This window comes from Morganella psychrotolerans (assembly GCF_965118875.1).
In the GTDB taxonomy this organism is placed as follows: Bacteria; Pseudomonadota; Gammaproteobacteria; order Enterobacterales; family Enterobacteriaceae; genus Morganella; species Morganella psychrotolerans_C.
Map to the genome: position 1 here is coordinate 18420 of NZ_CBCPJD010000004.1, position 12494 is coordinate 30913.

General features: G+C 47.7%; 14 protein-coding genes. All 14 read right to left on the bottom strand.

Translation table 11 applies throughout. The features are described 5' to 3' along the window. Nucleotides 1-16: 16 nt before the first annotated feature. Nucleotides 17-1663 (bottom strand): O-antigen ligase family protein, encoded by a 1647-nt coding sequence (locus ACMHKJ_RS05505; RefSeq protein WP_413492488.1) that lies wholly within the window; start codon nt 1661-1663, stop codon nt 17-19. Between the two features lie 3 nt (nt 1664-1666). Continuing rightward, nucleotides 1667-2617: a fimbrial protein gene (locus ACMHKJ_RS05510; protein ID WP_413492489.1), complete on the bottom strand. Its 951-nt coding sequence runs from the start codon at nt 2615-2617 to the stop codon at nt 1667-1669. A gap of 9 nt (nt 2618-2626) precedes the next feature. After that, nucleotides 2627-3142 carry a fimbrial protein gene (locus ACMHKJ_RS05515; protein ID WP_413492490.1) on the bottom strand — a complete coding sequence of 172 codons (516 nt, stop codon included), beginning with the start codon at nt 3140-3142 and terminating at the stop codon, nt 2627-2629. Between the two features lie 11 nt (nt 3143-3153). Further along, nucleotides 3154-3756, bottom strand: coding sequence for a hypothetical protein (locus ACMHKJ_RS05520; protein ID WP_413492491.1), 603 nt, complete (start codon nt 3754-3756; stop codon nt 3154-3156). Nucleotides 3757-3790: 34 nt separating this feature from the next. Next, nucleotides 3791-4315 (bottom strand): fimbrial protein, encoded by a 525-nt coding sequence (locus ACMHKJ_RS05525; protein ID WP_413492492.1) that lies wholly within the window; start codon nt 4313-4315, stop codon nt 3791-3793. 27 nt (nt 4316-4342) lie between these two features. Beyond that, the gene (locus tag ACMHKJ_RS05530) at nt 4343-5101 is read right to left on the bottom strand and encodes a fimbria/pilus periplasmic chaperone (RefSeq protein ID WP_413492493.1); all 759 of its coding nucleotides are present in this window, start codon (nt 5099-5101) and stop codon (nt 4343-4345) included. 153 nt (nt 5102-5254) lie between these two features. Beyond that, nucleotides 5255-7855: an outer membrane usher protein gene (locus ACMHKJ_RS05535; RefSeq protein ID WP_413492755.1), complete on the bottom strand. Its 2601-nt coding sequence runs from the start codon at nt 7853-7855 to the stop codon at nt 5255-5257. Continuing rightward, nucleotides 7855-8394: a fimbrial protein gene (locus ACMHKJ_RS05540; protein ID WP_413492494.1), complete on the bottom strand. Its 540-nt coding sequence runs from the start codon at nt 8392-8394 to the stop codon at nt 7855-7857. The genes ACMHKJ_RS05535 and ACMHKJ_RS05540 overlap by 1 nt, the downstream gene beginning before the upstream one ends. A gap of 63 nt (nt 8395-8457) precedes the next feature. Then, on the bottom strand, nt 8458-8997 hold the full coding sequence (locus ACMHKJ_RS05545) for a fimbrial protein (RefSeq protein ID WP_413492495.1): 540 nt from the start codon (nt 8995-8997) through the stop codon (nt 8458-8460). Between the two features lie 562 nt (nt 8998-9559). After that, complete coding sequence (locus tag ACMHKJ_RS05550; RefSeq protein ID WP_413492496.1) at nt 9560-10120, bottom strand: tyrosine-type DNA invertase; 561 nt, start codon at nt 10118-10120, stop codon at nt 9560-9562. Next, nucleotides 10101-10460 carry a helix-turn-helix domain-containing protein gene (locus ACMHKJ_RS05555; RefSeq protein WP_413492497.1) on the bottom strand — a complete coding sequence of 120 codons (360 nt, stop codon included), beginning with the start codon at nt 10458-10460 and terminating at the stop codon, nt 10101-10103. Before ACMHKJ_RS05555 ends, ACMHKJ_RS05550 begins: the two co-directional genes overlap by 20 nt. A 140-nt stretch (nt 10461-10600) precedes the next feature. After that, nucleotides 10601-11416, bottom strand: a complete 816-nt coding sequence (locus ACMHKJ_RS05560; RefSeq protein ID WP_413492499.1) for an MrpH family fimbial adhesin — start codon at nt 11414-11416, stop codon at nt 10601-10603. A gap of 18 nt (nt 11417-11434) precedes the next feature. Continuing rightward, complete coding sequence (locus ACMHKJ_RS05565; protein ID WP_413492500.1) at nt 11435-11977, bottom strand: fimbrial protein; 543 nt, start codon at nt 11975-11977, stop codon at nt 11435-11437. A 10-nt stretch (nt 11978-11987) separates the two neighbouring features. Then, nucleotides 11988-12494 (bottom strand): fimbrial protein, encoded by a 507-nt coding sequence (locus ACMHKJ_RS05570; protein WP_413492501.1) that lies wholly within the window; start codon nt 12492-12494, stop codon nt 11988-11990.

Genomic DNA, 12494 nt, shown 5'->3' on the forward strand with positions numbered 1-12494 from the left:
ATATTCACCGAGAGAATTATTTTCTCTGCGGAAATAATTTTTCATTTTGTGATAAATAATAATTTTCGTCTTCTTTATTTCCCTGATAATGCAGGATCATAATCAAAGAAGAATACACATTTTCATCTGTATGTGTTTTCAGATATTTTTCAGCCCACACCCGATAATACGCTAATAACTGCGGATTATGGGTTTGGTTATAACGCATTAACCTGTTCATGTTACGGTTAAACTCAGCCCGTTCATGTTGTGTAATCAACACAATTTCCGGTACGGATGTCAGGGGCTGAATATCCTGCATCCCACGGTGTTCGATATCCGTAAGGATAAGACCCAACCAGAAAGCACTGCACATCCACAATATTACCGCTGAAGAAACCGCTATTATTATAATGGATACAAAATTAACCGCAGGACGTGATACCGGTATATTCCGGGCAGACATGTCACTTAATTTATCTGCCTGTGCCAGTAATAATAAACACAACGCGAAATGCAATGCGGAAAGACCAAACGGGTATTCTGTCTGAGCATGTAATAATACCGGTAGTATAATAATACACAGCGCCAATGGCAGCGGATTGTGCTCACGGCGATAACGATGCCACGCCGGAATAACAATTTTTATTCCGCCAATAATAATCAACAGCAATCCACCCAGAGCAACAGCGCCGCCTTCCACTCCCCAAAACAGAAATTCATTGTGCGGATGAACAACAACACCTACACCTTCTGTTGATTTACCCTGTAATACACGGAAGAACTGAAATGTATATTCAAACCCACCAGCCCCCCAGCCGGTCCATGGGCATTGTTTCAGCATTTCCCATGCAGTTCCTATCATTTCAAGCCTGGCACCGTTTGAATCTGAATGGCTGATATCACCAATCAATGTATAGTTTTTTAGCCACCAGCCAGCCGCTGTACCGCAGAGTAAAAAGATCACTGACTGACATTTTGCGTTCACTGAGCCCATCAAAATCAGCATAATCATCACAGTGATAATCGCACTCAGCCAGCCAATACGTGACTGGATCAGCACCAGTACGCAAGGGAAAATAAACAAGGCAAAAGCAGAAAGTAACCCCTTACACTTATTTTGCCGATTTTCAGGTACAAGAAAGAGGAACAGTGCCAGCCCGATGCCACACGCCAGAAAGGTTGCCAGTAGATTAACCTGCTGGAACACACCATAAGGGCGGTTATTCAGCACCGGCCAGGCAATCCAGTTCCCCGCAGGAGTGAGCTGTAACAAAATAAGCAGCGCATGTACCATACACGCCAGCAGCCATAAAAAAATGAGTGTATAAACCCCGTCCCGGCTTAAGTTCAACTGCACACAACTCAGATAAAATAACAGCCCGACTGCTGCACCCGCCCAATACAACCCGCCATTGAACAACCATTCCGGGCGGGTGTAGAGTAACGGCAGCGCCAATATCACAACACCAGCGGCAAACCAGCGCAACGCCGGGGTGATTATCCATGGCTGTTTTTTTCTGATTTGAGAGAGGCTGACTGCAAAAGTCAGTCCCCCCATCATTGCCCATGAAAAACAATTCTGCGGCAGGCTCAGTCCGTATCCGCCGGAATTCGGAATAAAGAGTAATGAGCCGGTTAGCCAAAACAAAAAGAAAAAAACTAATCCGCGCGAGTAAGTCATCCGTTACTGTTCCGTGAATACCAAAACAGCATTCGCTGTAAAATCACCGGTTTTCAGGTCACCCAATGCCATGGCTGGGTCGCGCACTGCTTCAAAACCGAGTGTCAGGGTATTGATACCGGGCTGATAGCTCAGCGGGAAGGTTTCACCGGGCTGAATAGCTTTGCCTTTATACAGAACGGCTACGCCCAGACCTTTGGTCGATGTACTGACAACATTGTCATTACTGACCGAAATCGGGGTGTATTCCAGTTTCATATTGGCGTTATATTCAATATTCCCGGCACAATTTACTGTGATATCTTTAGTCACAGGCGTTGATGTACCTGCTTTTACCGCAATATCACTACGCACCTGCTGACCTAATTTAACATCAAGGATGGCACCGCTGTTAAAGGTGCATATAGGGGGATTAACTGGTAATTTGTGGGCATCTCCGCAAAATTTACCTCGTCCGTCAGGGCCATAACCCATATTGCCGCGGTATTCATAACCAGTATCAGAGTCAGTTATTGTGAAGCAATAGCCCCCCGCAGAAGGGACTTTTCTGGTTTGATCAGTATTAAATATTTTTTGTTCATCAAGCGAACGGGATGACTCCAACCGGACCATATCCCCTGTGATTAATACTGTTCCTCTCGCTTTACTGCAGGTATCCATATTCTCCGGATAATTACACCAGTAAAGTTTTACCTGAAAATTACCGGAATGAGGAACAAAGGCTTTGCTGTCTCCCGTATTACCACCCCGCGACATCAGAAAACTCACAGTCTGACCATTACCATAATAAGCGCCGGTATCCGGGTACCAGTCACAATAACTGCTATACTGAATTGTTTTATACCCACCGGATGCACAAGTACCACTGGCACCCGCCCAGCCAATAGCATTTGCACTCTGCGATACCATCAGCAGAAAAAACAGCGCCAGGCCACGCATCATTAATACTTTCATCTTTTACTCCTACAGATATTCCGCCACCAATGTACCGGTTGCCCGGAACGGGGACCGGGTGAAATTCGTACCCGGTACTTTTACCAGCAGAACGTCCAGTTTCGGTGGTTGTGCGGTATTATCAATTTTAAAAAATTCATTTAACTTAATAGGTTGTCCATCTTTAAGAACTCTGACCTGTAATCCGGCAACATCACTTTCAATAGCAGATGTATCCGATGGCACAGGACGGGACGTCATAAACGTCATCCGCAAGGTGCTGGCAGCATCAATTCCCGGACAATCTAATGTGTAATTGAGCGGCAGACTATAGACCTCTGTCTCCAGCTTATTAATACCGACATTTTTAAAATCTGCAGTAATCGTCTGATTATTATTTATCGTACAAACCGTCATGGCTTTTAATATGCCGGTGAAATCAAATGATTTGCTATCACCCGATTGCCCCTGCCCCGCCTGTGATGGCAATGCAGTCAGTAAAATAAAAGCAGGTAATACAGACCGTATTCTATTTTTCTTATTCACTGTTCCTCCTGCTAATCAAAACTCATTGTTAATACCGCTTCGGATGAAATTTTTTGTCCGTTTACCCAGCTTATATCGTCAGGATGGATCTGAACTAATTCCACTTCCAGCCTTGGTAAATTCTGAAGATCCATACTGAAATTTGTATTTACATCCTGCTGTTTACCGTTAACTAACAAACGGATAGCTAATTTTGAATCTGTTGCCATAATACCGCCGACCTTGACCGGTAATGATTTATAACCGTTGTCGCCTATAGGTCCGTTATTTATGGTATCCAGTCTGAAATATGTCGTTCCGGCTGTATCACCGATACATGTCATATCACTATCAAGGGGTCTTACATAACTGCCGGAAATATTATTCACACCAGATGCAGAGGAAAACCGAATATCCCCGAAATCAATATTCGGTGAACCATGATTCCTGAATACACACCTGCCGTTGGCAACCACCGTCCCGGAAATCTTAATTTTCAACCGGCTTTCATCACCGGCTTTACGCGGAACGGAAAATGCGTCCGGAATGACTGCGCCGGATAACACACCGGCAAGCAATAAAGTGTACAGAGACCGCAGGGCACACTGTCGGTTAAAAAAATACGTTAAATTCATCACGGATATCCTGTCTGCTATCTGTCAAAACGGGCTACGGATAAGAGATCTCAAATGTGGCCGTTGCTGACAAATCACCTGTTACAAGTGTTTTGTCCTTAATCGCATCCGGCTCAGCCTGTACATAACTCTGAAAATTCAGCGTGGTTGCTCCATCGCTCAGGGCATACGCCGGGCTGGTTTTATTCAGTGGTAACGGTTTTCCTTCCGTCGTTTCAATACCAACAGCAAGCCCCGGGAGTGTGCCATTATCCGGCACTAACAAACCGGGTAACCCGATACTTTCAGTGCCGCGAAAAGTAACAAACGCCTCTTTGCCGATTGTTGTATCGCAATTTTCCAGCTCAATACTGAACGGCTCAGGCGGTGTTCTGTCTGCCGTATAAAAATAATTTTTTACTATTGTGCCGAATGACAGGGAGATATTTTCACTCTTCGCAGACAGCGTGCATGGCTCAAACACCAGTCGTCCTTTGATTTCAACATCCGTACTGTGTGCCGCTGAACACGTCAGCAGACCGGAACACAGCACAGATGCATATTTAATCAATATTTTCATTTTTTGCTCCTGATCTGCATCCCTGCATCAGCCCGGTTTGACGTCTTTTACCTGACAGCTATTGCTCTGGCAGGTAAATACCAATTTCGGGCGACCACCGTAGTCATTGATGTAACCCAGTACCGGCGCGCTTCCCAGTGCAGAAGCGCTGCCACCAAGTGTTTCACTGCTTTTCGGTGCGATCATGACCGCGCTGAACCCGCTGACATCCTTTCCTTTATGCACAGAAGATGCCGATGAAATCGTGACATAGTAAGGAGTAGGATTATTCACCGTGTATTTATCATTCTGACGCGTCAGTGTGATGCTCTCCTGCCACGGTTTTGCATTTTGCTCCGCCACCAGCGCAACCGGACGATAGAACAATTTTATCCGCGTCTGTAATGCAATTTGCAGGGTGTTTGGTGTGTCTGTTTTCGGCGGAATTTCCCGTAAATTGAAGTAATACAGACTCTCTCTGTCCTGTGCCAGCAGGTTCATCCCCGCCGTTGGCTGAATTTTCACCTGACTTTTTTCACCGGCTTCCACCCGCTGGATCGGCGGCAGCGCCACCAGAGGATCTTTGATTTTATTGCCCTGTGCATCTTCAATCCATGCCTGCGCCAGATATGGCAATTCTTTATTTTGGTTAGATATTTCAATACTTTCAGCGTGTTCATTGCCGTTTAAAATAACGCGGGTTCTGTCCAGTGCTATTGCCGCGTGTCCTATTGGTGCGGCGAACACACCTGCCAGAATCAGTACCGGAAGATAGCGTGATATTAAATTGCCGGATTTCGTCTTCATTTATTACTCTCTTTTGTATTCTCCGCGTCAGCGGTTAACAACCAGCGCGGTGTTTTTTCGGTTATATACCCTTATTCATTCAAACTGCAGGTTCGTTGGCGGCATGAAGCCAGCCGGGTCACATACTTGTGTATGCTCCCCGGCGGTCGGCGCTTACCGCCTGCCTGCATCTTGAATGACGTTGGGTATAATGACTTTCTCAGGTGATGAACTGACCGGTTTTTTTTCTGCGGATGCGGCGACAGGCTCGCAAGGTAACAGCAGATTTCCGGCAGGTATCTCTTGCGGGAAGCGGATTTCACATTGTATTTCCCCGCTCCACAGCACCTGCATTTTTTCACCCGGATTAATACCGGAAAGCCAGACCATGCCGTCTTCACTGACCATCCCGGTCTGTGCATGATCCTTGTTCTGAACCACCGCACCAAACGGCGGAACATCACTTTCATTCAGGCTGAGCACTGCCATCGCTTTCTGCCCGGAGACAATACCGAACCGGCGAAAGCCTATCGCGCCTTCCGTCAGCGTGCCCTGCACCACTGAACGGGTTGCTTCTGCGTTTTCACCCAGCTTATTCAGATCCACATTTACAGTGCTGCGGTAATAGTTACTGACATCACTGACAACGGCTTTACCGAAGTAATTTGTCGTCGTTTCTGCGCCCCCGCCTCTGACCGGAACATCAGCCACTCCGCCGGTATCCACCAACATCCGGGTTCCGCCCATCACACCACTGCGGTGCAATGCAGCACCTTCCGGTGTGGCAGTGAAACCGCCACGGACAGAAAGACCCGCTGAACTGTAGCGATCACCTTCAAAACCTGCGGTAGCCGTTACTTCAGCTTTATCCCCGCGGTAATTGAGATAGCCGTTGCCGATAGTCCTGTGATCACTGCTCATACCCGCGGTAACGCGGTAATTGCTCCGGTCATTAATCCGGTCACTGTAATCCGCCGAGTGACTGTTTTGTCCTTTACTGAACTGCCCGCTGTAACCAATACTGCCGCTCTCACCCCATGGCAGAGACAAGCCGACATACATTCCGTCATCGCGGCCATTCTCATGACTGTTGCGGTAAGCCGACAAGTTCAGGCTGATATTTTTCACCTGCCCGATATCAAAATAGTGAGACGTGGAGATATTCCAGTTATCACTCGCCGGGCGATCCCAATAGGTCTGATGGTTAAAATTCAGATACACATTGGTATTCAGTGAGCTAAGCGCCTGGCTGAATGTCATGGTGTACATTTCTTTGCCATTACCGGCTGCTGCGGTGTTGTGGTAGCGGGCACTCAGGTATTGCGACATCGTCATAAAATCGCGCTCTGAGAAGCGATATCCGGCAAATGTCACCTGGCTGTCAGTTGCATCAAACCGCTTGGAATAGCTCAGCCGGTATGAACCGCCTTTTTTAGTTTCGCCTTGCGGCAAACTTGCCCGTGATTGGGTAACATCCGCAGATAGTGCGCCCAGCATCAGCAAGTCACGTCCGATACCCGCTGAAAGAGAGGTGTATTTTCCGGCAAATAATCCACCGCCGTACAGTGACCAGCCGTTACTGACACCCCAGGAAAATTCACTGCTGATAAATTCAGAACCTTTTACCCGGTGATCATATTCAGACGGTTTACCAAGTGCGACTTTGTAGCGCACCAGACCCGGGCGGGTGAGATAAGGCACACTCGCGGCATCAACCTGAAAAGTCTGAACCGAGCCATCCTGCTCTGTCACTTCCACATCCAGTTTTCCGGACAGCGCATTGCTTAAATCACGGATCTGAAACGGTCCTGCTGCAACAGTAGTTTCATAAATTACCCGTCCCTGCTGTTTTACAGTGACCCTGGCATTGGTTTTCGCCACCCCGGAGACTTCTGGTGCATAACCACGTAAATTCGGCGGCAGCATCATATCGTCCGTATCCAGCGCCAGACCGGTATAGCGGAAACTGTCAAACATACCGGAGGTAAGATAATTTTCCCCCAGCGTTAGTTTTGACCGCAACGAAGGTATCGCACGGTAGGCATAAAAACGGTTCCAGTCCCACTTTTGGTTGGTTTCATTATTGGTTCGCGAATAGCGTCCCTGCCAGTCAGCTCTCAGGCGCCAGGCTCCTGCATTAAGACCTGCGGTTCCGTTTCCGCTGAGATCCTGCCGGTTACTTTTTCCTGCTTCACGCTGTTTTGTCAGTTGTGTATTCAGGTTGTAATCGAGAATAAACCCGGTAATCCCTTCATCCCAACGGGACGGTGGATCCCAGTTATCTGCGGTATATTCAAGATACGCCTGCGGTAAATTGATACGCAGCGCACCTTTTCCGAAGTCACCGCGCAGCGTCATACCCGGCAGTGATGCGGGATCAACACACTCCCCGTTATGCCACCAGGTCAGTTGTTTTTTAGCTGATGATGTTAATCCCAGCTCTTCGCTCATCTCAGGTGAAATACAGGCCATACTTCCGGCGGGATCACCATCCGGTGCCAGAAAGCGGATTTTTCGTTCCGCCAATGTACTGTTATTCACCTTCAGACCTAATGTATAAGCACCGGGCATCACATAACCGGCCTGAGAAAACTGTGATAAATCAATCTGCCCGCGTTCGTTGAGATCCAATACTTCGGTATTGAACTCTGTTACCTCTTCTGCCTGAGCTGTCGTGGCAGATAACAGCGAAAATAAAATAATGACCGTCAGAGGTTTTAACCGCATAACCGGGCGTATTACCCCGCCACGCAAAAAGTTGACATCGGCTTTCATCACAGATAATCCAGATTAAAATGAACAGTCGTCCGGTATGCCCCTGTTTTCAGGGACGTGCGATCTGCTATCAGCCGTAACCGGTAATGAAGTATTATATCTTTCACTTGCGGGGAATTGACTGCTATCGGTTTACCGGGCGTTATCACCGCACCATCGGCATGACTGAGCTGAATTCCGACACCTTCGGCTTCTCCGGTGACAGCAAATAAGCCGCTGTTATCCACCGGACCATTAAATGTCATATGCAGATATCCGGAATTACCACTCTCTGTCTCACCTTCATAAAGCAGGCAATTTTCCAGGCGGATAGCAAAAGCAAATGCTGAACTATATCCACGCTGATATAGCTCGGTTGCTGCAATCTGTGGTATCTCAATCCGTTGATACTGATCCTGCATATTGATAGTGCAGGATGAATCCATCACAAATCCCTGTAAATTCACCTGCCCTGTCTGCCGGTTACTCTCTACAGCGGATGCCGTCAGACAGACCGCCAACAATCCAAACAGAATAATACTGAGTTTGTTCACCTTCACTTTTGCTCTCCGTACCGGAGCTCCGTACCGGAAAACAGGTACGGAGCAAACACTATTCAGCGATTACTGATAGTCCATCACGAAATCAGCAGTTGCTGTGAATGAACCCGGTGCAATTGCAGAGGATGCATTTGATGCACCCTGCATATAAGCTTTAAAGTTCAGTTCGTTATCACCGTCATTTAAGGTAAATGCAGATGACTTAGCCCCCGGAGCAATAACATTACCGCCCGCGTCCGTTACCACAACACCCAGAGCACCGGCAGCAGCACCGCTCACTGCAAAGGCCTTATCCAGACCTTCCGCTGATGCACCTGCGATACCTTTAAACTCGACAGTCGTTGTTGTTTTATCTGAGATATCGCAGTTGCGCAGCTGAATTGCAAAATCAACCGGTGTTGATTTCCCGCCTTTATACAATGCAACTTTTGCCACGCTACCCAGCTCAACAGTTTGCTTCAGGCTGTTTGCATCGATAGAACATGCCGCGTCAACCACTTCACCATGAAAATTAACTTTACCGCCACCCTGGCTAGCAGCCTGCGCAGTCATTGCCACAACAGAAGAAACAGCCAGTGCGAGAACAATTTTTTTCATACTCATATCAAACATTCCTAGTTCATTAATTTTAATTAAAGTGCTTATCTATCTAATTTATAAGCTATATCTTGCTTTTTTATTCCGGGTGCAGGTCCACAATGGTCTGTACACCTGAATCAGCAGCAGGCGAATTAATCGTCCGGCCATCCGGCTTACTTAGTGCTCAGGACATATCCTGACGGGTATTTTTCATACACAGAACGCAACCAAATAAACCAAAATGTTGCATTTTGCGTATCACATTGAAATTAAGAAGATAATCAAACGGGAAAAATTGATTTAGCAAGGCGGGAACAGAATCAGGGGAAGATATTTCACATAAGAGAGGTATCGATCGGAAATGTTTAATAAAATGGTACCAGCACGAATCGTTAAGAAATATCCGTAAAGAACGAAAAATAAGCAAAAGAATGTCAAAAAACACACAAATTATGTTCAAAAAAAAATCACAATACCAATTGGTTGATATTTTGAACTTATTTTGATCTGAATTAGATTTAAATATTGATAAAGAAAATGCTACGGAATAACATAGCGACACTTTGGTTTATTATGTTACATTAATCTAGTCCCACAATCCGCGAAAACGACCTGAATTTGCCGCCGTGTACAGCACCGTATGCTGAATATTGCGGTGCCCCAGATAATCCTGAATCAGCCTTGTATCCGCTCCTTTATCTGCCAATGCGTAACCACAGGCATGTCTCAACATATGCGGATGCACCGCGACAGATAACTGCGCCTGCTCACCCAGCATTTTAAAAATCCGGTAAATACGGGAACGGGACAAACGCCCGCCTTTGTGGGACAAAAACAGCCAGTGGTTTTCAGTGGAAGAAGGATAGCGGGTACGGCAGTTCAGCCAGCGGGTAAGCAGTTTTTTTTCTGTCCCGCTCAGGGGGTGTGTTGTGGAGAGTCCGTTTTTAAGCCGCTTAATATAGAGATTATCGGACGCGGTATCCATGTCAGACAGACTTAACTGACACAATTCACTGACCCGGAACCCGTGGACAAAACACATCCACAGCAAACAACTATTACGCTCCGGATCCGGGCCATTTTCTGCAGCAGTCATCATTTTCTCCACTTCTGACTGCATCAGGTGTTTACGTTTGTTTTCCTTCATGTGTTCTCCTGTTGTACCGGGACGGGGCTGATATCCCGTACTCCGGCAGTGATTCTGCGGCATATATATCCGCCTTTACCCTGATCTCCTCCCGGTATGAGAGTCGGTCTGAGCAATCAGCCAGAAACCAGCTGACCGGCGTCTGTAATATTTCAGCCGCTTTGACCAGCAAACTGACATTAATCTGACTGCGCCCCCGCTCATAACGCGAGAACTGCTGCTGACTAATTCCCAGACGATGTGCCAGCCGCTCACCGGACCAGCCTTGTTCTTTGCGTTTGCGAAAAATCCGGTATCCGATAAATTCATTAACGGAAGATTGTGTATATTCTGTAGTCATATTTTTGTACCTTAATATGATTATACCCAACGTCATTCAAGATGCAGGCTGGCTTCCCGCAGCCAACGAACCTGCAGTTTGAATGAATAAGGGAGTATGACTCTGCCTGTTCAGGCAGAGTCATACTATAAAAAGACGCACTACGGCATTACCAGGATGATAGAGCCGGAACCTTCAAATGCGCCGGCGGCAACCCGTCCTCTTGTCTGCAAGACTGATTTCACATCAACCAGGGTTTCCCCTCCGGCAGGAACATAAATCGGCGCACCTTTTTCACCAGGATTGTTATTAAGGAAGAGATCCGCATACAGGCTGTTATCCGCCCGTAACGGAACGCGCCCGCTGTCTGATCCGGATGCGATCACCAGGATGTTCATATCCAGGTTACAGGTCACTGAGATGCTCCGATTGCGGGTAGCTCCCGGCAAACTGACTTCATCAATATCCCCGTAATCCAGAATAACAGAGCCGCTGGTCACTTCGCAGGCACCAACCGGCGGCGGGGCTATTCCGCATAGTGAACCGGGCAGCAAACGACCATTCGACCAGCCTCCGGCCGCCGATTCATAGAACAACCCCACACATTCCTGATTTGAGTTCAGAGCCGGACCGACATGTTTTGCCGTACCCTGATACGGCAGGGAGATGTTTTGTAAAACAGCCTCCCGTACCTCAGCTAACGTTCTCAGTTTTTCGACACGGACAATGGATTTTGCGGATGCGCCGGGTGAGCCATCAACATCATGCTTATGGTTGATATTGATCCAGCAGGTTGACCAGCCGTAGCAGGGATTCGGAGCCGAACTGTCTTCCGGATCCCAGCGCTCAATAATGTAGGTATAAACAGCATTAACCGGGCTTCCTGAAGACTCCGTAATATAAGAAAAGATGGACGCACCCGATGATGCCGACCAGAACAGCGTTCCCGCTGCCAGTGCTTTCAGAAGCAAATTCATAACGACCCCGGTGACTTGTCAGTCATAATTAAGATGAAATGTCGCAATGGCACTGAACGGCCCGCGTTTAATGGTTTTATTCGCCAGCGCGTCAGGCTCTCCCTGAACAAACGCACGGAAATTCAGTAATGTCAGCCCGTCATTCAGGGCTATCTGAGGTGATTCCTGATTCACTGCCAACGGGCTGCCGTCTGCATTTTCCAGCCCGACCGCAATACCTGCCGCCTGACTGCCGGGACTGATTGCCAGCGCTCCGCTGATAAACGGATTTTCATCACCGGCAAACAAAACAGTGACCCGCTTTCCGATAGAGGTATCACACTCTGACAGTCGTATCTGAAACGCCTTTGACGGTGTGCGCTGATAGGCATACAAGTTTTTGTCCGGAATATTGCCGAACGGCAGTTCCACGGTTTCATCACCCGGATGTATGGTGCAGGGTTCATCCACTAATATGCCGTGAAAATGGAGGTTATCGCCTGCCGCCAACCCGTTCGTACCTGTCAGCGACAGCAGCAGGAAACACATGCTGATAAGCCACCGCCGATTGTCAGTTTTCATTTATTCACTCCTACTGATATTCCGCCAGTAATGTAGCCGTTACATCAAACGCACCTTCCGGCAATGTACTGCCCGGTCGTTTTACCGGAACGGCCTGAATAACCGGCGGATTATCCGGCGAAACCGCAATGCGCTTGTTCAGCGTGAAAGGCTGCCCGTTCTGCGTCAGGCGGATAGCCAAATCTGTGATATTGGTCTGCAATGCCGCGTCATCAAATGCGCTGACCGGCCCGTTAACAGATAGCCCCAGATCCCAGCCTTTGATATTGTCCTCACACACCAGGGTGTAATTGACCGGGCGGCTGTAATTGATTCCGTCAACTTTGTGTATCCCGACGTTGTCCCCGAAGTAGATATCGATCATGCCGTTATCACTGATGGTGCAGGGTGGCGGAACCAGCAGCGTACCGAACAGTTTCATATTCGGGGTATCCGCGCTGACATTGCCCGCCGCAATACAAAGCAGTCCGGTCAGCAGGTACCCCGGAAATCGCCGGTTATTCGTTGTTGTCATCAT